The sequence below is a fragment of the Segatella copri genome, assembly GCF_009494395.1.
Lineage (GTDB): Bacteria > Bacteroidota > Bacteroidia > Bacteroidales > Bacteroidaceae > Prevotella.
Genome location: NZ_VZCB01000020.1, coordinates 16,870 through 39,506 on the forward strand (window position 1 = coordinate 16,870; position 22,637 = coordinate 39,506).

Below are 22,637 nucleotides of genomic sequence, written 5' to 3' on the forward strand. Positions count from 1 at the left end.
AAGAGTGAAGAGTGAAGAATTCAATAGTCTAAGCTAATCATAAAGTTCAATGTTCAAACTTCAAAGTTCAAAGTTCAATGTTCAAACTTCAATGTAAATATGAATTTTCCTCTATTTATAGCAAAGAGATTATATAGCGATCAGGGCGACAAACGTAAAGTTTCTCGCCCTGCTATTCATATAGCCACTGCGGGTGTTGCCATCGGTCTCGCTATCATGATTATGTCAGTATGCGTAGTACTGGGATTCAAACATACCATCCGCGACAAGGTGATAGGATTCGGAAGCCATATACAGGTAGCCGACTTCCTGACCCTGCAACAGCAGAACCAATACCCGGTGGTGATGAACGACTCGATGGTAAACGTCCTGAAGAAGATACCAGGCGTCAAGCATGTGCAGCGATTCGCCATGAAGGAAGGCATTCTCAAGACTGACAATGACTTCCTGGGAGTTGTTCTCAAAGGTGTAGGACCAGATTTTGATTCAACCTTTATCCATCAGAACATGGTTGAAGGAAGCATTCCCAAGTTTGACGACAAAGCTAGCCATAACCAGATTCTCATATCCAAGTTGATGGCAGACAAGCTGAAATTGAAGAACGGAGAGCGAATCTTCGCCTATTTCATCGATGACAACGGAGTAAGAATGCGTAGATTCACCATCAAGGGAATCTACGAGACCAATCTGAAGAAGTACGACGAGATTATAGCTTATACAGATCTCTATACAGCCGTGAAGCTGAATGGCTGGGAAGATGACCAAGCCAGCGGAGCGGAGCTCACCGTCAATGACTTCGGGAAGCTCAACGAAACGGAAGACTATATTATAAATAAGGTGAACCGTACCGTAGACCATTATGGAGAGACCTACAGCAGTGCAACCATCAAGGATTTGAACCCGAACATCTTCCAGTGGCTCAGCCTGATGGACATGAATGTATGGATTATTCTCGGCTTGATGATAATAGTAGCCGGCGTAACGATGATAAGCGGTCTGCTCATCATCATCCTGGAGCGCACTTCAATGATTGGAGTGATGAAGGCATTGGGAGCCCGCAACAATATCATTCGCCACACCTTCCTCTGGTTTGCCGTATTCATCATCGGCAAGGGAATGATATTGGGAAACATCATCGGTCTGGGACTGTTAGCCATTCAGAATCTGACAGGCATCGTGAAGCTTGATGCGCAGACTTACTACGTAAGTAACGTCCCAATAGAGTTTAACTGGCTCTTCATTCTGGCATTGAATGTAGCCACCCTGCTCATCAGCGTATTCATGCTTGTAGCACCAAGTTATCTCATCTCTCACATCCATCCAGCTAAGTCGATGAGATATGAATAAATCTCTTTATCCCATTATTGCTGTCCATTTATAGCAATAATGGGATAAAAACTTTACTATTTTACCTAGTTTTTGCATTATTTTGCCCCTAGCACGAAAATAATGCACATTTTTTTTTTGCAATGTGCAGTATTTTCTGTATCTTTGCACAAAATTTTGTAAATTGTGCAATGGATTCAATACCAAGTTTTAACTCGTATATTGAGAGAAGCATCATCAAGAACTGGAACCTGGATGCGCTCACCGATTATAAGGGAGCCACACTCCAGTATCATGATGTTGCAAGAAAGATAGAAAAACTTCACATCCTGTTCGAGAACAGCGATGTCAAGAAGGGTGACAAGATAGCCGTGTGCGGAAGAAATAGTAGTCAGTGGGCAGTAGCCTTTCTGGCCATTATCACATACGGAGCCATCGTCGTACCTATACAGAACGAATTCAAGCCTGAGCAGATTCACAATATCGTGAATCACAGCGAGAGCAAACTTCTGTTCGTAGGCGATGTGGTAGCTACAGAGATAACTCCTGAAGAGATGCCCTCTCTGGAAGGAATTATCCACCTACCTGACAATTCACTCGTCATATCTCGCTCTGAAAAACTAACCTATGCCCGTGAACACCTCAACGAGATGTTTGGTCACAAGTATCCGAAATACTTCAGAGCAGAACATGTAAAATATCACGTAGACGCCCCGGAGGAGTTGGCGATGATTAATTACACCAGTGGAACAACAGGTTTCTCTAAGGGCGTGATGCTGCCATATAGAGCGCTTTGGGGTAATCTTGATTATCTCATCGACTCGGTAAGTCCTAAGATGGGAAAGAATTGCAACATTCTCTCTACCCTGCCGATGGCGCACATGTACGGACTGATGACAGAGTTCCTCTACAATATCGTAGAAGGTAACCACATCTTCTTCCTCACCCGTCTCCCGAGTCCTACGCTCATCTCAGAGGCGCTGGCAGAAATCAAGCCCGACATTCTCTTCGCTGTACCGCTCGTGGTGGATAAGATCGTTAGAAAGGAAGTGTTCCCACATATCCAGACCAACCGCGCAAAGCTTCTGATGAACATGCCTGTCATCAACAAGCGCATCAAGGAGAAGGTTCGCGAGTTCGTGCTGCGTAAATTTGGTGAGCGCCCATACGAGGTAGTTGTCGGTGGAGCACCACTCAATAAGGAGATAGAGAACTTCTTTGTCAGCATCGGATTCCCTATAGCTATGGGATACGGTACCACAGAGACTGCACCGCTCATCACCTTCGCCCATCAGGACAACTACGCGGCAGGAAGCTGCGGTGTTGCCGTGAAGCACATGGAGGTAAAGGTATTGAGCGATGACCCTGAGAATGTAGCAGGAGAACTGGTTTGCCGCGGCATCAACGTGATGAAGGGGTATTACAAGAATCAGGAGGCTACAGATGCTGTACTCGACGAAGACGGATGGTTTCATACTGGCGATTTGGCTACCATGAGTGCCGACGGACATTTCTTCGTAAGAGGACGCAGCAAGAACATGCTTCTCGGTCCTAACGGTCAGAATATCTATCCGGAAGAAATAGAGGACAAACTCAATTCCCTGGCAATGGTAAACGAGAGCATCGTACTGCAAAGCAATGACAAGCTCGTAGCGCTGGTTCACCCGGACATGGAGGAAGTAAGCAATCTCGGATTCACAGACGAAGACCTTGCCAACATCATGGAAGAGAACCGAAAGGAACTGAACCAGCAGATGCCAAGCTTCGCTCATATCTCACGCATCCAGTTGCACGATACTGAATTCGAGAAGACTGCCAAGAAGTCTATTAAAAGATATTTGTATCAAGACGTAATATAACAGACAATTGTATCAAAACACAATAAATATGGAGATACCAAGCTTTAACGCACTAATAGAGAAGAGTATCATAGACCATTGGGATATGGATGCTCTTACCGACTACAAGGGAGCCACCTTGCAGTACCATGATGTAGCACGTAAAATAGAGAAACTACACATCATGTTCGAGAATTCAGGCGTGGTAAAGGGTGACAAGATTGCTCTTTGCGGTCGCAATAGCGCCAACTGGGCTGTAGCTTTCCTTGCTACCCTCACCTATGGCGCCATCGCTGTGCCTATTCTGCATGAGTTTATGGCAGATCAGATACATAACATCGTGAATCACAGCGATGCCAAGTTGCTCTTCGTTGGCGATGTAGTAGCTACCCAGGTAGATGCTACTAAGATGCCGGGACTCGAAGGCATCATCTACATACCGGATTACTCACTTGTTGTATCTCGTACAGATAAGCTGACTTACGCTCGTGAGCACCTCAATGAGATGTTTGGTATCAAGTATCCTAAGTACTTCCGCAAAAATCACATCAGCTATTACAAGGAAGAGAATCCTGAAGAGCTGGCTATGATTAACTATACCAGTGGAACCACAGGTTTCTCCAAGGGTGTGATGATACCATACCGTGCACTTTGGGGCAATGCCGACTTTGCCGAGAATGTATTGGGCAAGAAAATCAAGCCGGGAGATTCTATCATCAGTATCCTGCCGATGGCCCACATGTATGGCATGGCATTCGAATTCATCTTCGAATTCATCAAGGGTTGCCACATCTTCTATCTCACCCGCATCCCTAGCCCAGCCATCATCGCTGAGGCTTTCGGACGCATCAAGCCAGCCGTCATCATTGCAGTACCATTGGTTATCGAGAAGATTATCCGCAAGAAAGTATTCCCTAAGATACAGAACAACCGCATGCGCATGCTCCTCCACATGCCTGTCATCAGCAAGAAGGTGAAGGAGAAGATCTGCGACCAGGTAAGCAATGCCTTCGGTGGAAACTTCTATGAGGTGATTATCGGTGGTGCAGCCTTCAATCAGGAAGTAGAAAGCTTCCTCCATAGCGTAGGCTTCAGATATACTGTAGGATATGGAGCTACCGAGTGTGCGCCTATCATCTGCTACGAGGATTACAAGCATTTCGTACCGGGTTCCTGCGGCAAGGCAGCTCTCCACATGATGGTTCGCATCGACAGTCCAGACCCAGAGAATGTACCAGGAGAGATTCTGGCTAAGGGTCCTAACGTGATGTTGGGCTATTACAAGAACGAGGAAGCAACCAAGCAGACCATCGATGAGAACGGATGGTATCATACTGGCGACCTCGGCACCATGGATGGTGACGGCAACGTATTCATCAAGGGACGCAGCAAGAACATGCTTCTCGGAGCAAGCGGTCAGAATATCTATCCGGAGGAAATTGAAGACAAGCTCAATTCCCTGGCTCTTGTGGCTGAAAGCGTAGTGGTACAGAAGGGTGATAAGCTCATCGCACTGGTTCACCCGGATTATGACGAGGCTCAGACTCTCAACCTCGGCAACAAAGAACTTGCCGACATCATGGAGCAGAACCGTCAGGAACTCAATTCCATGATACCAGCATACAGCAAAGTATCAGAAATCAGAATCCACGAAGAGGAATTTGAAAAGACTCCTAAGAAGAGTATCAAGCGATTCCTGTATACCATCAATGATTAAACGAATCTCGTCAAGATATAAAAAAAGTGAGCTATCTTCGGAAGAAGAAGCTCACTTTTTTGTTTTATGTAAATGTTGATGATATCCAATCAACGCCTGAGAGATTTACTCCTGCTCAGCACGATCATCTACATTGTCACCCTCTGTAGGAGAAAGGGTAGCCTTGAAGTCGGTAATACCGTACTTAGCCATGATGTTGTACCACTGGAGCAACTTTTTGATGTCGCTGTCACGTACACGGTCACGGTCGTAGCTAGGAAGAACCTCAGCGAAATAGCTGTGCAACTCCTCTGCAGAAGCCTTCTTGTAGTTGAAAGAGCTAACCTTACCCTCTTCCTTCTTGCTTACGCTGTCGAGAACTTCCCACAATGGCACCTCATCAGCATCTGTATACATAGCGATGTCGCCAAGGCTTGTTACGCGATCAGTAGCGAAAGCAGGCATACGCTTATGTGACTCGTCGAGCATTTCAACGATTAAGTTTCTATTACCTCTAGATACCAGTTTGTAAAGGCCTGGCTTACCTGCAATTGAAAGAATTGTTTCCATTGTTTTTAAAAAAATCTATTATAGTTTATCCTTTATATTTATTTCTCTATATCTCTAAGCCAACCGCTTGAGCAACTGCATGACCTGCTCTTCCACATCCCTGATTCCATCATTCACGATTTCGAAATCGGCACGGGCAGCAAGTTCTTCCTGCGGCATCACGGCATCTATCCATTCCTGCGCTTTCTGCTCCGAAATATGATCCCGCAGCATGATACGCTTCAGGCGTACTGGAACAGGAGCTGTAACACAGACCACGAAGTCGAAATGAGTACGGCGGTCGAAACCACTGTCAAAGAGAATAGCACTCTCCAACCATTGGTAATCGCTCTGCTCAAAATCTCTTGCCACAGCAGGATGCACAACATCATTGACAGCTTGCTTGTTTGCCTCACTAGCCAGGAGAAACTGGGCAAGCACTGGTTTCTGCAAGATTCCCTCTGCACTATATACCTCCTCGCCCACCAGCTGCTTCAAGCTTTCCTGCAAGTCGGCATCATAGCGCATCAACCGTTTGGCTTCAGCATCACAGTCATATACCTTGATGCCCTGTTTTTCCAAAATTCGGCATACATAGCTTTTTCCGCTACCGATGCCCCCCGTTATAGCTATCTTCATCACAATGAATTATAAATTATTAATTGTAAATTAAAAATTATTAATTATCATTGCTGTTCCAACAGATAATCTACAGTTTCGTTTTCCAGATGCGCCTTGCTGACAGAACGAGGCACACTCCTCAGCTGCAAAGTACACTTGTCAGACGGATTGTTAGCCAACTCATTGTAATCCACTACCACCTTGAACTGTTCAGGAGTAATGGTACGGAAGAGACTGGCTCCCACGGTGAATTTCACCGCAACCCTTGCCGGGAATGTACGAAGCACCATATTATCAGGCATATTGATTGCCTTTACCGGAACTTCAACAGATTCCTCTGTCAAGATATCCGGGTAAACGGAAAGTCTCACCTGCTTAGGCACGATTTTCACACCCCGAATCTGCTTGATCTTCACGTCCTGCTGAATCGTATCCTGCAGGTTGCGCTGATTGAACGGAACGATTTCTACCGATTCCAGCTGATCGAGCTGTCGCTTGTTGGCATAGACCGTAACCATAGTCGGGAAAAACTCAGTATGAGCCAGATAATAACGCCTGCTGGTAGTAATCCTACCCTTGAAGACCACCGGCACCTTCTTGGAAGAGCCATAGGTGAAGTAGAAATCAAACTTTCCTGGTTTGACAGAGAGCAACTTGCTGGAGCCATACAACTGCGCCTGCACCTGTTTCTGCACATCAGCCAGTGGTATTACTCCTGCGCCAGCATCATCATCAGCATAAGTTGAGAATTTGAAAGAGATAGGGCGGAATTTCCTTCCATAGGCATAAGTAGCCAGCGTAAATCCCTTGTCTCTCACCGTAATCTTAACCGTATCAGGCAATTCACCAGTAATGATCGCATTACGTGGCATGCCAACCAGCTGTACGGGAATAGCAAATTCCCTCTCCAGCGTTTCGTTGAGCGACATCATCAACCAGAAGCCGCCACTGAGCGCCAGAAAGAACAAAAAAATCAGAAACTCCTTATTCATACCACTGAACAGGAAGTTTCTGACAGCATGCAATATGTTCTTGATACTATGCATTAGGAGTCTGACTTGTAGCATCAGCAAACACGTAGCCCTTAGCCACAGTGATTACCACGCCACGAGCTATCTCAACATCGATAGTGTTAGCCTCTACATTCACGCGCTTTACGGTACCATAGACGCCACCACCAGTAACCACCTTAGAACCCTCCTGAAGAGAATTCTGGAACTTACGGATTTCCTTCTGCTTCTTCTGCTGAGGGCGAATCATGAAAAACCACATGATAACGAAGATAGCTACCATCATAATGAGGAAGGTCATGCTGCTTCCCCCCTGCTGTGCCTGTAATACTAAATTTGTCATAGTCTTATTATGTATTTCTTTATAATTATTGATTCATTTTTATATATCACGCGAATTAGTTCTCGTGATGATCTCTATGCTTAGACTTGCGCTCTGGCAAATCCTTGGCAATGATACCCTGCTCATTCAGGTAACGGGCGATATTGTCAAGCATACCGTTCACATAGCCACCACTGCGAGGAGTACTGTAAACCTTAGCCATTTCCACATACTCATTGATGGTTACTGTAGCAGGAATACCAGGGAAGGTAGTCAACTCAGCGATGGCAATCTGCATGATAACCACATCCATGTAAGCCAGACGTGAGAAGTCCCAGTTGCGTGAAGCAGTACTCATATAGCGCTGATAAGAATCAGCATTGAGGATGGTAGCACGGAAGAGCTTTCTGGCAAATTCTCTATCCTCCATGTCCTTGTACTCAGGAAGGAGTTCCTGCTTGCTCTTGTTAGCCTTGTCAAAGCGCTTGATGGTCTTCAGCACGAAGGTATCTACGATATCCTTGTCATCATTCCAGTACAGGCTCTTCTCCTCGAGGAAAGCATCCATCTCATCATTGTTCTGGATAAACTTCTTATATGCACGACGCCACCACTCACGGTCACGGTCGTAATCATCCATATCAGGGAGTTCTGCATCGAAAGCACCACTGACATAATCGGCATAGAGATCACTAGAAGTAATAGTATTGTACAAGCTACGAACCACCTCAATGTTCTCATCCCAATTAGAATGCTTCACATCAATCCAGTCGAGCAACATCTTATTCTCCTCCAACTGTACAGCAAATTTATTGAACGCCAAACGAGCAGAAGGCTCCTGAAAGCCCTCACGCTGCGCACGAACCACCTCAACATCGTAACGCTTACGGGCTTCCCCTGTAATAGCAACGATGAGCTGCAACATGTAGTTGTACAGATCGTACGACTTGGAGAGACTGAACATCAACTCCTTCTCAGCATTATCCATGTTGTGATTGCTGTTTTGATAGTATGCGTAGGTTAACTGCACAATCTTACGTCTTATCAAATCCCTATTAATCATTCTCTAATGTTTTTAAAAGATTTATTTATATGTTTACCAATTACGAGTGCAAATATACATATTTTATATAATATGAGCAAGAAAACGAGGAATATTTTCTACTTTTTTAAGGATAAAGGCATTATTTTTGATATTTTCTTCCAAAATATTTGCATATTCCAAATAAAATGAGTAATTTTGCAGCCGCTTTGCGGAAAAGATTCGCAGACACGCTTTTTCAAAGCTAATCCGTGTGATGGCGAGTTAAGGCACATTATTAAATTTTTAACAACTTAATTTAGAGTAACACAAATGAAAGAGATTAATGTAACAGGTCAGAAGCGTACAGACCTTGGTAAGAAAGCTTCTAAGTCATTGCGTAAGGAAGGTTTCATCCCATGTAACCTTTATGGTGAGAAGAAGGATGCTAACGGTGCTCCTGAGGCTATGTCATTCGCAGTTCCATTCACAGAGTTGCGTAAGATTATCTACACTCCTCATGTATATGTAATCAACCTCATCATCGACGGTGAGAGCCACACAGCTATCATGAAGGAGATTCAGTTCCACCCAACAACAGACGCTCCTTTGCACGTTGACTTCTACGAGGTGAACGATCAGAAGCCTATCACTATCGGTATCCCAGTTAAGTTGGTAGGTCTTGCACAGGGTGTACGTGATGGTGGTCGTATGAACCTCTCTATCCGTAAGATCGACGTTACTGCTCCATACCAGCAGATTCCTGAGCACCTCGATGTAGACGTTACTGAGTTGAAGATCGGTAAGAGCATCAAGGTTGGCGACCTTTCATTCGAGGGTCTCGAGTTGGCTACAAGCAAGGCAGTCGTAGTTTGCTCTATCAAGATGACACGTAACGCTCAGCTCGCTGCACAGGCTGCAACTGAAGAGGAGGCTTAATTGATAAGTCATCGAGATTTTACGAACCTGAGTAAAGCATTATCAAACATTGGATAAATATTTGATTTGTGGGCTTGGTAACCCTGGCGATGAATACGCAGGAACCAGGCACAACACAGGATTTATGGTATTGGACGCTTTTGCTAAAGCGTCCAATATTCATTTTGAGGATAAGCGATATGGATTCGTCGCTGAAACCACACTCAAGGGCAGAAAGATCATTCTCCTGAAACCTACCACCTTCATGAACCTCAGCGGTAATGCGGTGAGATATTGGCTGAATCAGGAAAAGATTGATCAGAGCAGACTTCTGGTAATCAGTGATGAGCTTGCCCTACCCCTCGGTGCTTTCCGTCTGAAAGCCAGTGGCAGCAATGGCGGGCACAACGGTTTGGGACATATCCAGCAACTTATCGGACAAAACTATGCTCGCCTGCGCATGGGTATCGGCAACGATTATCCGCGCGGTGGACAGATAGACTGGGTACTTGGTAAATACACCGAGGAAGACATGAAGGAACTTCAGCCTGCTATCGACCTGGGCGTAGAGATTATCAAGAGTTTTGTATTGGCTGGTATCGACAATACGATGAACCAGTACAACAAGCTTGGAAAGAAGTAATCATGAAAGAATCAGCAAGAATAGACAAGTGGCTCTGGGCAGCCCGCATTTACAAGACGCGCAGCATTGCAGCAGATGCCTGCAAGAATGGTCGTGTGACGGTGGGAGGCGTAAACAGAAAGCCATCCTTTATCATCAAGCGTGGCGATGTGGTGAGCGTGAAGAAGGCTCCTATCACCTATTCTTTCGAGGTACTCGACTGCATTGAGCAGCGCGTAGGTGCCAAGATGCTGTTTGGCGTTTACAAGAACGTTACCGATCCTAAGCAGTACGAACTTCTGGAAATGAGCCGCATCAGCGGATTCGTAGACCGTGCAAGAGGTACCGGACGCCCTACCAAAAAAGAGCGCCGTGCGCTCGATGCCTTCGTTGATCCAGCCCTGTTCGGATTCGAAGATGAGGATTGGGACGAAGAAGATCAATAATAAAAAAGAGACGCCCTGTAAAGGCAAAAGCATTCCGACATGGAAGCTTTACCTTTACAGGGCGTTTTTTGTGTTTATATTCCAATGCTTATTACATGAGTACATTAGAACGGATACGAGACAACGTTTCCGGCGTCATCTGCAGATAATTAGCAATATAGGTGAGCGGAGCTCTTAATACTACCTGTGGATTCATCTCGCAAAGGCGCTTATACTTGTTTGGCGCTGTCTCAAAGCGCATCAGGTCGGCATGCACCTGCGACTGTATCAAACTCTCTTCCAGAATCTTACGATACAGCATCTGAATATTGACATTACGCATCGCAGCCGCCTCGAGCTTCGCCTTTGGCAAGATGTAAACCAATGTAGGTTCCAATGCTTCCACTTGTAGATGAGAAGGTTCCTCTTTAAAGAGACTTTCAATACACATGAAGATAGAGTGATCCACACCCAGGTGCTCGGTCACCTCCTTGCCATTCTTGATGTAATACTGTCGCACCAAGCCCTTCTCTATATACGAAATACCCGTACATACTTCTCCCTCGGATAAGATTCTCTCGCCCTTGCCATACTTCACCGGCACAAGCAAATCTTCCAGGACATCCAGCTCGTCGTGAGTCATCGTACTATACTTACGTGCAAGCTCTCTGGCTATGTCGCGCTTAGGTACTATTACCTTCATCAAGTCAGCCATAATAAAAAAACCTCCTATATTTAAGTTAATGTTATTTCAATATTAATCGAGTTTCAGCACAGCAAGGAAGGCCTTCTGTGGAACCTCCACATTACCAATCTGCTTCATGCGCTTCTTACCCTTCTTCTGCTTCTCCAGCAGCTTACGCTTACGGCTCACGTCACCACCATAACACTTGGCAGTAACATCCTTGCGCACCTGCTTCACGGTCTCACGTGCCACAATCTTTGCACCGATAGCTGCCTGGATGGCAATATCAAACTGCTGACGTGGAATCAGGTCCTTCAACTTCTCGCACATTCTGCGTCCGAAGCTCACGGCATTGTCACGATGGGTCAAGGTGCTCAGCGCATCCACCGGTTCTCCATTCAGGAGGATATCGAGCTTCACCAGGTCAGAGTGGCGGAATGAATCGATATGATAGTCGAACGAAGCATAACCCTTGGAAATACTCTTCAGCTTATCGTAGAAATCGATGACAATCTCGCCCAATGGCAACATGAAGTGCAACTCCACACGATTGCCGCTCACGTATTCCTGGTTAATCAATTCGCCACGCTTATCGAGACAGAGCTTCATGATCGGACCGATGTAATCGGCAGCAGTGATGATGGTAGCTCGGATGTATGGTTCCTCGATATGGTCAATCATGGTTGGGTCAGGCAATCCGGAAGGATTGTGGACCTCTTTCTCGCCTCCCTGCTTGTCGTATACCATATAGGATACGTTAGGCACGGTGGTGATGACATCCATGTTGAACTCACGGTCCAGACGTTCCTGCACAATCTCCATGTGGAGCAATCCGAGGAATCCACAACGGAAACCGAAGCCCAGGGCTACAGAGCTCTCAGGCGAGAAGGTAAGCGAAGCATCATTGAGCTGCAGTTTCTCCAATGAGGCACGCAGATTCTCGTAATCGCTAGGATCGATAGGATAAACGCCGGCAAAGACCATCGGCTTCACTTCCTGGAAACCGGCAATCGCCTTGTCACAAGGACGGGCGATGTGCGTGATGGTATCACCCACCTTCACCTCAGTGGCATTCTTGATACCGGAGATGATATAACCTACCTCACCGGTACCCAATTCCTTGCGAGGAATCATGTCCATCTTCAGCACACCAATCTCATCAGCATCATATTCCATGCCGGTATTGAAGAACTTCACCTTGTCACCCTTGCGGATCACGCCGTTTTCTATCTTGAAATAAGCGATGATGCCACGGAAGGAGTTGAACACAGAGTCGAAGATGAGCGCCTGCAATGGAGCCTTGTCATCGCCTGTAGGAGCAGGCACACGGTTTACTACCGCCTCCAACACCTCTTCAACGCCCTCACCGGTCTTACCGGAAGCGCGGAGGATATCCTCATGCTTGCAACCAATCAGGTCTACAATTTCGTCTTCCACCTCCTCCGGCATAGCCGAAGGCATATCTATCTTGTTGATGACCGGAATGATTTCCAAGTCATGCTCAATAGCCATATAGAGGTTAGAGATGGTCTGAGCCTGCACGCCCTGTGTGGCATCAACGACCAAGAGCGCTCCCTCGCAGGCAGCGATGGAACGTGAAACCTCATAAGAGAAGTCTACGTGTCCCGGAGTATCAATCAGATTGAGAATGTATGTATCACCATCCTTTGCCTTATACTCCATCTGTATGGCATGGCTCTTAATAGTAATACCACGCTCTCTCTCCAAGTCCATGTCATCAAGCATCTGTCCTTCAGTAATCTTGATGGTCTGAGTCTTCTCTAACAATCGGTCTGCCAAGGTACTTTTACCATGGTCTATATGTGCAATAATGCAGAAATTTCTTATCTTATTTATATTCTCCATATAATTTTTCTCTCTTTAGAGTGCAAAGATAGTTATTTTTTTCGTATCTTTGCACAAAATATCAGAAATTATAGAGATTTTTAGGTAAAATATAGAAAAATCATGAAGAAAAAGTTGATTTACATCGCTGTTTTGGTCTCTTTATTAGCATCTTGCACCGAAAGTCTGGAAGAAAAGGCTGAAAGAGAAGCTAAGGAGTATACGGAGAAAAACTGTCCTACACCTTTCGTGAATGACAGCAGAACAGATAGTGCAACCTTTGATAAGAACACCAGGGTTTACACTTATTATGTCACCTTGCGCAACAAGGCAGACAACAAGCAGGTCATAGATGCCAACAAGGACAAACTGCATAAGCTCCAGAAAGATGCCCTTGACAACAATCCCGGCTTGCAGAAATACAAGGAGAACCATTTCAGCTTCCGTTTCGTTTATCATTCTGCCAAGAATCCGCAGGAAGTATTGCTGGATGACTTGTTCAAGTATTAGATAAGGCACAGATTACTAGCTTTAGATAAGGCACAGATTACAGATAAGGCACGGATTACACGGATTACACGGATTTATGGCGCTAATCAATAGAGCTCATTTATAATTCCGTGTAATCCGTGTAATCCGTGCCTAATATAATATATCCGTGCCTAAAACACTCTTAATATCCCATTTCCTGCAAGGCTGTAGCCAGCTGGTCTGGACAGCTAGTAGGCTTGTTACCACAAGTAATACCCTTCAGTCGGGCGATGACCTCCTTAGCCTTCATGCCCTTAATCAAAGCACAAACGCCCTTGGTATTGCCATCGCAGCCACCGATGAACTGGGCATCCTGCACAGTTCCATCTTCATCAACACTGATGCAAATGTATTTTGAGCAGGTGCCATGAGTCTGATAAGTAACTTTCGTCAACTTATCTTTCTTTTCTTGCTGCAACATAATGCCTATTCTGCGTCAGCAGGAATTTCAGGCTTCATGTTGGTATAAACAGTCTGAACATCGTCAAACTCTTCCAACTTCTCAACCATCTTGTCGATAGTCTCGCGCTCCTCAGGAGTAACATCTTTCAAATCGTTAGGGATGTAAGTGAACTCGGCACCAGTTACCTCGAAGCCCTCAGCCTCCAGATGCTTCTGAATCTCGCCGAAGCTTGTAGGAGCACCGTAGATAGTGATTTCGTTGTTCTCCTCATCCTCATCGAACTCGTCCTCTACGCCGTAGTCAATCAGGTCGAGAATCATCTCGTCCATATCCAGACCATCCTTCTTCTTGAATGTGAACACAGCCTTGTGGTCGAAGAGGAAAGACAAAGAACCTGTTGTACCCAGGTTACCGCTGAACTTGTTGAAGATAGAACGAACGTCAGCCACTGTACGGGTTGTGTTATCTGTCAATGTATCAACGAACACAGCAACTCCGTGAGGGCCATATCCCTCGTATGTTACCTCCTTGTAATCGCTGGTATCCTTGCCACAAGCGTTCTTGATGGCACGAGCGATGTTATCCTTAGGCATGTTCTCACGCTTACAGTTAGCGATGATAGCACGCAATGTTGGGTTGTTCTCTGGCTCTGGACCGCCTGCCTTTACTGCAATAGCAATCTGCTTACCCAACTTAGTAAATGTCTTGGCCATGTGGCCCCATCTTTTCAGCTTTGTAGCTTTACGATATTCAAATGCTCTTCCCATTGGAATAAAATTTTAAATGTTTATCGTTTTTTGTTTATAATATTATCTCAGTTCTGCGTCAATCGCATTCTGCATTATCTCAGTTCTGCATTGAGCTTGCCAGTGAGGTTGGCGATGAGCTTCTTCATGATAGCATCAATCTGCTTGTCGTTCAATGTCTTCTCCTCATCCTGAAGGATGAAGTTCACGGCATAGCTCTTCTTGCCCTCTGGCAGGTTCTTACCCTCATATACGTCGAAGAGTACCACACTCTTCAGGAGCTTCTTCTCAGTCTGACGGGCAATCTGCTCAATCTGTGCAAACTCCACGTTCTTGTCAACGAGCAGTGCAAGGTCGCGGCTCACAGATGGATACTTGCTGATATCTGTGTAAGTAAGGTTCACCTTCTTCACGGTCTTCACCAGGTTATCCCAGTGAACATCAGCATAGAATACATCCTGCTCTATGTCGAATGCCTTCTTCAGCTTGTGGCTCAGAATACCCATCTCTACCAATACCTTGCCGGCACGGGTCTCATAGCTTACGCCCTTTGAGAAGATGTTGTTGTCGCTGTGCTTGATAACCAGGTTGTTCTGTGGCATACCTACACGGCGGAGGATATTCTCTACAACAGCCTTCAGCTCGTAGATGTTGCTCTGCTCATCTGCATGAGCCCAACTGCCCTCTACGCGCTTACCGGTGATCAAGAGTGACATGTGAGCCTCCTGAGAGTAAGCCTTGATAGGACTCTCCTCGCTCCACTTCTCCTTATTATATAAATAGGTATTACCCACCTCGAAGAACTTCAGGTTCTGGCTCTTGTGGTTGATGTTGCGGGCTACGCTCTCCAAACCGCCGAAGAGCATGGTCTGACGCATCACGCCGAGATCAGCACTCAATGGGTTCATCACCTTCACTACGTTCTCCAAAGGATACTTGTTCAGCTCCAGGTCTGTGTAGTAGCTGGTCTTGGTCAGGGAGTTGTTGAGAATCTCCATGAAGCCCTCGCCTACCAACTGCTCTGCCACGAGGTTCTGGCTGTGATAAGCCTTGTCCTCATCACCCTGAACAGTCAAAGAACTCTTCAGCTGGGTTGGAATCTCCACATTATTATATCCGTAGATACGGAGGATATCCTCTACCACGTCGCAAGGACGCTGGACATCCACGCGATAAGCAGGAACCAGAAGGTCGATACCCTCAGCATCCTCCTTCACGATCTTCATCTCGAGAGATGTGGCGATATTCTTGATAGTCTCAGCACCAATCTCCTTACCGATAAGGCGGTGAGCATACTCATAGTTCAGGCGAACTGGGAAATCCTGCATTGGCTCTGGATATACATCCTTGATCTGCATGGAAATCTTGCCGCCAGCCAACTGCTTGCAGAGGATGGCAGCCTGCTTCAAAGCATAAATCTGTCCGTTTGGATCTACGCCACGCTCAAAACGGTAGCTGGCATCTGTGCTCAAACCATGACGGCGAGCGCTCTTGCGGATCCATGTCGGGTGGAAGTAAGCACTCTCCAGAACCACGCTCTTGGTGGTCTCGTAAGTACCGGAACCCTTACCGCCGAAGATACCGGCGATACACATTGGCTCCTCAGCATTGCAGATGCTCAGGTCGTGCTCACCCAGGGTGTGCTCCTCGCCATCAAGGGTCACGAACTTGGTACCCTCTGGCTGGGTGCGGACTACAATCTTATGACCGGTAACCATGTCGGCATCGAAGCAGTGCAATGGCTGGCCGTATGCCATCATGATGTAGTTGGTGATATCCACGATATTGTTGATTGGTCTGAGGCCGATAATGTTCAGCTTATCCTGCAACCACTTAGGGCTTTCCTTCACCTCGCAGTCGGTGATGCTTACGCAGGCATAACGCTTGCAAGCCTCGGTATTTTCAATCTCTACATCGATAGGAAGATCCTCGTTGTCTACTACGAACTCATCGCAAGATGGGCGATGCAGACTGGTTTCATAACCGTTCTGCTTCAACCAGGCATAGAGGTCGCGGGCTACACCCCAATGACCGAGTGCATCGGCACGGTTGGCAGTGATGTCAATCTCGATGAGCCAGTCGCTCTCCAAATGATAGTACTCGGCAGCAGGCTGACCAACAGGTGCATCCTCTGGGAGCACGATGATACCGTCGTGAGAAGTACCCACACCGATTTCATCCTCAGCGCAGATCATACCCAAGCTCTCTACACCGCGCAGCTTGCTCTTCTTGATGGTAAAACTCTGGTCGCCGTCGTAGAGCACGCAGCCCAGGTCGGCAACGATTACCTTCTGACCGGCAGCCACGTTAGGCGCACCGCAGACAATCTGCTGTGGCTCGCCATTGCCCAGGTCAACGGTTGTCACGTGGAGGTGATCGCTGTCAGGATGCGCCTCGCATGTCAAAACTTTACCTACATAGAGTCCCTTCAGTCCACCCTTGATAGACTGTACTTCTTCCAAAGCGTCCACTTCGAGTCCGCAAGAGGTCAGCACATCAGCTGTCTCCTGTGGTGTCAAGTCGAAATCGACGTATTCTTTAAGCCATTTATATGAAACGTTCATTATAATGATTTTTTATTTTATTTCCTTGATTCAAGCAAAGAGCCCGACCGCCGGCATAGCCTTATCAGTCATAATAGCCCTAAAACTTTGCAAAAATACAAAAAAAAACGCATATAAGCAAAAAACATTCGCCATTTTTGCACAATTTAAAAGTAAAACTATGCAAAAATGGCGAATGCCTACTCAAACACCTCATCGATGCCGTCTACCTGCTCGAAATCATCCTGGTCAGATTTCGGCTTAGAGCATGGATCATAACCGTCTGGTAAATCAAATTTTACGTCCGGTCTGATGCCCAGCGTCGGATCGGCATAAACCTTCTTCATGAATATTGCCCAGATAGGAAGCGCCATGGTGGCTCCCTGTCCCATACTCATCGAATCGAAGTGGATATCACGCTCCTCACCGCCTACCCAGCAGCCGCTGACCAGCTGCGGAGTGAATCCGATAAACCATCCGTCACTGTTATTGTTGGTGGTACCCGTCTTGGCACCAATCTGTCCTTCCAGGTTATAGCGGTAGCGCAATCTTCCAGCCGTACCGCCATCCACTACTCCCATCAGCATGGTGAGCATCTTCATGGCGTTCTCCGCACCAATCACCTCGTTCATGCGTGGCTGGAAGGTGGCTAGGGTATTGCCCTCATTGTCCTCAATGCGGCTCACGAACATCGGAGCCGTACGGATGCCGTGGTTGGCAAAGGCCGTATAGGCACTTACCATCTCGCTCACACTCACCTCACAAGGACCCAGACACAAGCTCATAGAGGCATGGATATCAGGACTGTTGATACCGAAATCGCGCAGCATCTGAACAAACTGCTGCGGATTCAGCTTACTCATCAGATAAGCACTGATCCAGTTGTTACTCTGCTGCAATCCCCACTTCAGCGTCACCATCTGTCCATAGCGCGAATGGTTGGCGTTACGTGGCGTCCAAGGCCTTCCGGCTACCATATAGGTATGCTGGCGGTTTGGAGCCAGATCGCATGGCGAGAAGCCGTTTTCCATCGCCAGACTGTAGAGGAAAGGCTTGATGGTAGAACCCACCTGTCGGCGTCCCAGACTCACCATGTCGTACATGAAGTGAGAATAGTCCAGTCCTCCCACGTATGCCTTCACGGCACCTGTCTTCGGATCCATACTCATGAATCCGCTGCGCAGGTAGGTCTTGTAATAGCGGATGGAATCCAATGGACTCATCAGCGTATCCACGTCACCATGATAGGTGAACACGGTCATGTCTATCTTCTTGCGGAAGGCATCATGAATCTCCTGTTCAGAACATCCTGCTGCCTTCATCGTCAGATAGCGCTCGCTCTGCGTAATGCTGCGGTTCAGGATTACCTTGATCTGCTTAGGCGTCAGCTTGTCGCTGTATGGCGAACTTGGCTTGCGTGCAGTCTCCTTGCTGAAGATAGGCTGCAGATAGCGTGCCACGTGCTGATATACAGCCTCTTCGGCATATCGCTGCATGCGGCTGTCGATGGTAGTGAACACCTTCAGACCGTCACTGTATACATTGTATGGCGAACCGTCTTTCTTATAGTTCTTGTTGCACCATCCGTAGAGCGGATCGGTGTTCCACAGGATGGAATCGGTCACGAACTGCGCATAGTTCCAGGATGGATAATTGCCACGTTCCGGACGCTTTGCCATCATGTAATGGCGCAGGTATTCACGCAGATAAGTGGCAGTACCGTCCTTATGGTCTGTACGGTGGAAGTTCAGCGTCAGCGGTTCGGCAGCATACCGGCTATACTCACCCCGGCTGAGATAACCTGCCTTCACCATCTGAGAGAGCACCACATTGCGTCTGTCGCGTGCACGGTCCGGATAGCGAACCGGATTGAAGAGCGACGGGTTCTTGCACAGTCCTATCAGGGTAGCCGCCTCGCAGAGCGTCAGGTCCTTCGGCTCCTTATTAAAATAGGTATTAGCCGCCGTCTTGATACCCACGGCATTATGCAGGAAATCGAAGTAGTTGAGATAGAGGGCGATAATCTCCTGCTTGGTATAGTATCGCTCCAGCCTGATAGCAATCACCCACTCTATCGGTTTCTGCAGCAATCGCTCCAGCGTACTCCCTGCCTTCTCGGAATAGAGCTGCTTGGCAAGCTGCTGGGTAATGGTACTGCCACCGCCGGCATTGGTCTGTCCCAGGATTCCACGCTTGATGACGGCACGTCCCAGGGCACGGTAGTCGATACCCGAATGCTCATAGAAACGGGCATCCTCGGTAGCCACCAGCGCCTTTATTAAATAAGGTGACATCTTCTTGTAAGGTATCACGATTCTGTTCTCCTTGTTCAGGTTCCATGTACCCAGCACCTTTCCATCTGCCGAATACACCTGAGTGGCGAATCTGCTGATAGGATTCTGCAGGTCCTCGATGTCCGGCATGTAACCGATCCATCCGTTCCAGATGGCAAAGAAGGCCAGCATAGCCGACACGACAAAGGTGGCAAAAATGCCCCATAACGTATAGATAAAATGTTTTCTCATCTCTATTCTTCATTTATTTTGTGCAAAATTACATAAAAGTTTTGACTTTTCGCACATAAATCGAAAATTATTTGTACCTTTGGGGGCGATTTTAGAACATTACAATCAAAAACAAATGGAAAAACATAATTTTGTAACGATTGCAGACCTCTCTAAAGAGAAGATTACCTATCTCTTGGAGATGGCACAGGAGTTTGAAAAGCATCCTAACAGGGAGCTGTTGAAGGGAAAGGTCGTAGCGACCCTTTTCTTCGAGCCTTCTACTCGTACACAGCTCAGTTTCCAAACAGCAGCCAATCGCCTTGGCGCTCGCGTCATCGGTTTCTCCGATGCCAAGACTTCCAGCACCACCAAGGGCGAAACGCTCAAAGACACCATCCTCATGGTAAGCAATTACGCTGACGTGATTGCCATGCGCCATTTCATCGAGGGTGCCGCACAGTATGCCAGCGAGGTGGCTCCGGTGCCTATCGTCAATGCAGGCGACGGTGCACACATGCATCCTTCACAGTGCCTGCTCGACCTCTACTCTATCTACAAGACCCAAGGTACCTTGGAGAACTTGAACATCTATCTCGTGGGTGACCTCAAGTATGGCCGCACCGTTCACTCACTTATCACTGCCATGCGCCATTTCAATCCTACCTTCCACTTCATCGCACCTAAGGAACTTGCTATGCCTGAGGAGTATAAACTCTACTGCAAGGAGCATAACATCAAGTACGTGGAGCATGAAGACTTCAACGAGGACGTGATTGCCGATGCCGACATTCTCTACATGACCCGTGTTCAGAAGGAGCGCTTCTCTGACCTCATGGAATATGAGCGCGTGAAGAACGTATACATCCTGAAGCGCGATATGCTCTGCAAGGCAAAGGAGAACATGAAGATCATGCACCCGCTGCCACGTGTGAACGAGATTGCATACGATGTGGATGATGATCCACATGCATACTATATCCAGCAGGCTCAGAACGGTCTCTATGCACGTGAGGCTATCTTCTGCCACTGCCTCGGCATCTCGCTTGAGGACGTGAAGAATGACAAGACTATTATTGAGTAGTGATTAGTTATTAGTTATTAGTGATTATTTTTTAATTATTATGGGAAATAATAAAAGTCAATTAGTGGTTGCGGCTATCGAGAACGGTACCGTAATCGACCATATACCAGCCGAAAAGACCTATCAGGTAGTGAATCTGCTCCAGTTGGAGAAGATGGACACTCCTGTTACCATCGGCTACAACCTGCCATCCAAGAAGATTGGCAAGAAGGGCATCATCAAGGTTGCCAACAAGTATTTCACCGATGAAGAAATCAACCGCCTCTCCGTGGTGGCTCCTAACATCGGACTGAGTATCATCAAGGACTACGAAATCGTAGAGAAGAAGACCGTAGAGACTCCGGATACGCTGAAGGGCATCGTGAAGTGCAACAATCCTAAGTGCATCACCAACAACGAGCCTATGCAGACCCTCTTCCATACCGTTGACAAGGTGCTCGGCATCGTGCGTTGCCACTACTGCGACAAGGAGCAGCAACTGGGCAAAGTAGAGCTTTGCAAGTAATTTAAAGGCAATAAAATAACAAAAAGTAAGCAATATCACTCAAAATATTACGATTTATTTGGTAGTTTGAGAGATATTGCTTATTTTTGTACCCGATTTCATAAAACATCAACCATAAAAAGTAAAGAGAATGGTAAAAGATCAAGAGATTTTCGACTTAATCGAAAGAGAACATCAGCGTCAGCTGAAAGGTATGGAGCTGATTGCTTCTGAGAATTTCGTGAGTGACGAGGTGATGAACGCTATGGGTTCTTACCTTACTAACAAGTATGCAGAAGGTCTGCCAGGAAAGCGCTACTACGGTGGCTGCCAAGTGGTGGATATTGTTGAGAACCTGGCTATCGAACGCGTCAAGAAACTCTTTGGTGCTGAGTACGCCAATGTACAACCTCACTCTGGCGCACAGGCTAACGCAGCTGTATTGCTCGCAGTATTGAAGCCTGGCGATACTTTTATGGGCCTGAACCTCGATCACGGTGGTCACCTTTCTCATGGTAGCCTCGTCAATACTTCCGGTATCCTCTACCACCCTATCGGTTACAACCTCAACAAGGAAACCGGTCGCGTGGACTACGACGAGATGGAGAAGTTGGCGCTGGAGAACAAGCCTAAGCTGATTATCGGTGGTGGTAGTGCCTACAGCCGTGAGTGGGATTATGCACGTATGCGCAAGATTGCCGACGAGGTAGGTGCACTCCTCATGATTGATATGGCTCACCCTGCTGGTCTGATTGCAGCTGGTCTGCTGGACAATCCATTGAAGTATGCCCACATCGTTACTTCTACTACCCACAAGACTCTCCGTGGTCCTCGTGGCGGTATCATCCTCATGGGCAAGGATTTTGACAATCCTTGGGGATTGACTACCAAGAAGGGCGAGGTTAAGAAGATGAGCATGCTCTTGAATTCTGCCGTATTCCCTGGTCAGCAGGGCGGACCTTTGGAGCACGTCATCGCTGCCAAGGCTGTTGCCTTCAACGAGAACCTGCAGCCTTCATGGAAGGAGTATGCTGCTCAGGTGAAGAAGAACGCAGCTGTTCTTGCTGACGACCTCATCGGCCGTGGATTCAGCATCGTGAGCGGTGGTACAGACAACCATTCCATGCTTGTTGACCTCCGAAGTAAATATCCAGACCTTACAGGTAAAGTGGCTGAGAATGCGCTCGTTGCAGCCGACATCACAGTCAACAAGAACATGGTTCCATTCGACAGCCGTTCTGCTTTCCAGACATCAGGTATCCGCCTGGGTACAGCAGCCATGACAACCCGTGGCGCCAAGGAAGACATGATGCACCTCATCGCTGAACTCATCGAGGAAGTATTGAATGCTCCTGAGGACGAGAAGGTGATCGCACGCGTCCGTGAGAAGGTGAACGAGACCATGAAGGACTATCCTTTGTTCGCATACTAAAAGATATTTACAAAATAAGAATATTTTTATTA

The 22,637-nt window shown here is 47.0% G+C and carries 21 protein-coding genes; 10 read left to right on the forward strand and 11 right to left on the reverse strand.

Annotation, left to right across the window (positions count from 1 at the left end):
* The first annotated feature begins 99 nt into the window (after positions 1-99).
* From F7D73_RS02430 to F7D73_RS02440, 3 genes are all read left to right on the forward strand, one after another.
* Positions 100-1,347 (forward strand): ABC transporter permease, encoded by a 1,248-nt coding sequence (locus tag F7D73_RS02430; protein ID WP_153122122.1) that lies wholly within the window; start codon positions 100-102, stop codon positions 1,345-1,347.
* Positions 1,348-1,517: 170 nt separating this feature from the next.
* Positions 1,518-3,185, forward strand: coding sequence for an AMP-binding protein (locus F7D73_RS02435; RefSeq protein ID WP_153122123.1), 1,668 nt, complete (start codon positions 1,518-1,520; stop codon positions 3,183-3,185).
* A gap of 28 nt (positions 3,186-3,213) precedes the next feature.
* Positions 3,214-4,881 (forward strand): AMP-binding protein, encoded by a 1,668-nt coding sequence (locus F7D73_RS02440; RefSeq protein WP_153122124.1) that lies wholly within the window; start codon positions 3,214-3,216, stop codon positions 4,879-4,881.
* A gap of 105 nt (positions 4,882-4,986) precedes the next feature.
* Here the strand turns inward: F7D73_RS02440 and F7D73_RS16140 are convergent, their stop codons facing one another.
* The 5 genes from F7D73_RS16140 to nusB are packed head-to-tail and all read right to left on the reverse strand — an operon-like array spanning position 4,987 to position 8,425.
* Positions 4,987-5,430, reverse strand: a complete 444-nt coding sequence (locus tag F7D73_RS16140; RefSeq protein ID WP_153122125.1) for a DUF5606 family protein — start codon at positions 5,428-5,430, stop codon at positions 4,987-4,989.
* A gap of 54 nt (positions 5,431-5,484) precedes the next feature.
* Positions 5,485-6,048, reverse strand: a complete 564-nt coding sequence (gene coaE, locus F7D73_RS16145) for a dephospho-CoA kinase (protein ID WP_153122126.1) — start codon at positions 6,046-6,048, stop codon at positions 5,485-5,487.
* A gap of 47 nt (positions 6,049-6,095) precedes the next feature.
* Entirely contained in the window at positions 6,096-7,076 is a 981-nt protein-coding gene (locus F7D73_RS02455; protein WP_153122127.1) for a CdaR family protein, read from the reverse strand.
* The gene (gene yajC / locus F7D73_RS02460) at positions 7,069-7,383 is read right to left on the reverse strand and encodes a preprotein translocase subunit YajC (protein ID WP_153122128.1); all 315 of its coding nucleotides are present in this window, start codon (positions 7,381-7,383) and stop codon (positions 7,069-7,071) included. Before yajC ends, F7D73_RS02455 begins: the two co-directional genes overlap by 8 nt.
* 55 nt (positions 7,384-7,438) lie before the next feature.
* A complete protein-coding gene (gene nusB, locus F7D73_RS02465; RefSeq protein ID WP_153122129.1) occupies positions 7,439-8,425 on the reverse strand; it encodes a transcription antitermination factor NusB in 987 nt (328 codons plus the stop codon).
* Positions 8,426-8,716: 291 nt separating this feature from the next.
* Between nusB and F7D73_RS02470 the strand changes: the two genes are divergently transcribed.
* Genes F7D73_RS02470 through F7D73_RS02480 form a run of 3 tightly spaced genes read left to right on the forward strand, consistent with a single transcriptional unit; the run spans position 8,717 to position 10,369 of the window.
* The gene (locus F7D73_RS02470) at positions 8,717-9,322 is read left to right on the forward strand and encodes a 50S ribosomal protein L25/general stress protein Ctc (RefSeq protein WP_153122130.1); all 606 of its coding nucleotides are present in this window, start codon (positions 8,717-8,719) and stop codon (positions 9,320-9,322) included.
* 49 nt (positions 9,323-9,371) lie between these two features.
* Positions 9,372-9,944: an aminoacyl-tRNA hydrolase gene (gene pth / locus F7D73_RS02475; RefSeq protein WP_153122131.1), complete on the forward strand. Its 573-nt coding sequence runs from the start codon at positions 9,372-9,374 to the stop codon at positions 9,942-9,944.
* Positions 9,945-9,946: 2 nt separating this feature from the next.
* The gene (locus F7D73_RS02480) at positions 9,947-10,369 is read left to right on the forward strand and encodes an RNA-binding S4 domain-containing protein (protein WP_153122132.1); all 423 of its coding nucleotides are present in this window, start codon (positions 9,947-9,949) and stop codon (positions 10,367-10,369) included.
* 91 nt (positions 10,370-10,460) lie between these two features.
* Here the strand turns inward: F7D73_RS02480 and F7D73_RS02485 are convergent, their stop codons facing one another.
* Entirely contained in the window at positions 10,461-11,063 is a 603-nt protein-coding gene (locus tag F7D73_RS02485; protein WP_228117608.1) for a Crp/Fnr family transcriptional regulator, read from the reverse strand.
* A gap of 42 nt (positions 11,064-11,105) precedes the next feature.
* Positions 11,106-12,899: a translation elongation factor 4 gene (gene lepA, locus F7D73_RS02490; RefSeq protein WP_153122133.1), complete on the reverse strand. Its 1,794-nt coding sequence runs from the start codon at positions 12,897-12,899 to the stop codon at positions 11,106-11,108.
* Positions 12,900-13,001: 102 nt separating this feature from the next.
* Between lepA and F7D73_RS02495 the strand changes: the two genes are divergently transcribed.
* Positions 13,002-13,388, forward strand: a complete 387-nt coding sequence (locus F7D73_RS02495; protein WP_153122134.1) for a hypothetical protein — start codon at positions 13,002-13,004, stop codon at positions 13,386-13,388.
* A 163-nt stretch (positions 13,389-13,551) separates the two neighbouring features.
* Here the strand turns inward: F7D73_RS02495 and F7D73_RS02500 are convergent, their stop codons facing one another.
* From F7D73_RS02500 to F7D73_RS02515, 4 genes are all read right to left on the reverse strand, one after another.
* Positions 13,552-13,830 (reverse strand): TIGR03905 family TSCPD domain-containing protein, encoded by a 279-nt coding sequence (locus F7D73_RS02500; RefSeq protein ID WP_153122135.1) that lies wholly within the window; start codon positions 13,828-13,830, stop codon positions 13,552-13,554.
* A gap of 5 nt (positions 13,831-13,835) precedes the next feature.
* The gene (locus F7D73_RS02505) at positions 13,836-14,579 is read right to left on the reverse strand and encodes a YebC/PmpR family DNA-binding transcriptional regulator (RefSeq protein ID WP_153122136.1); all 744 of its coding nucleotides are present in this window, start codon (positions 14,577-14,579) and stop codon (positions 13,836-13,838) included.
* Positions 14,580-14,653: 74 nt separating this feature from the next.
* Positions 14,654-17,122, reverse strand: a complete 2,469-nt coding sequence (gene pheT, locus F7D73_RS02510) for a phenylalanine--tRNA ligase subunit beta (protein ID WP_153122137.1) — start codon at positions 17,120-17,122, stop codon at positions 14,654-14,656.
* A 179-nt stretch (positions 17,123-17,301) separates the two neighbouring features.
* A complete protein-coding gene (locus F7D73_RS02515; protein WP_153122138.1) occupies positions 17,302-19,626 on the reverse strand; it encodes a penicillin-binding protein 1A in 2,325 nt (774 codons plus the stop codon).
* Positions 19,627-19,741: 115 nt separating this feature from the next.
* Between F7D73_RS02515 and pyrB the strand changes: the two genes are divergently transcribed.
* The 3 genes from pyrB (at position 19,742) to glyA (ending at position 22,605) form a co-directional block, all read left to right on the forward strand.
* The gene (gene pyrB / locus F7D73_RS02520; RefSeq protein WP_153122139.1) at positions 19,742-20,689 is read left to right on the forward strand and encodes an aspartate carbamoyltransferase; all 948 of its coding nucleotides are present in this window, start codon (positions 19,742-19,744) and stop codon (positions 20,687-20,689) included.
* Positions 20,690-20,729: 40 nt separating this feature from the next.
* Complete coding sequence (pyrI, locus tag F7D73_RS02525) at positions 20,730-21,194, forward strand: aspartate carbamoyltransferase regulatory subunit (RefSeq protein WP_153122140.1); 465 nt, start codon at positions 20,730-20,732, stop codon at positions 21,192-21,194.
* 130 nt (positions 21,195-21,324) lie between these two features.
* Positions 21,325-22,605 (forward strand): serine hydroxymethyltransferase, encoded by a 1,281-nt coding sequence (gene glyA, locus F7D73_RS02530; RefSeq protein ID WP_153122141.1) that lies wholly within the window; start codon positions 21,325-21,327, stop codon positions 22,603-22,605.
* Positions 22,606-22,637 lie beyond the last annotated feature (32 nt).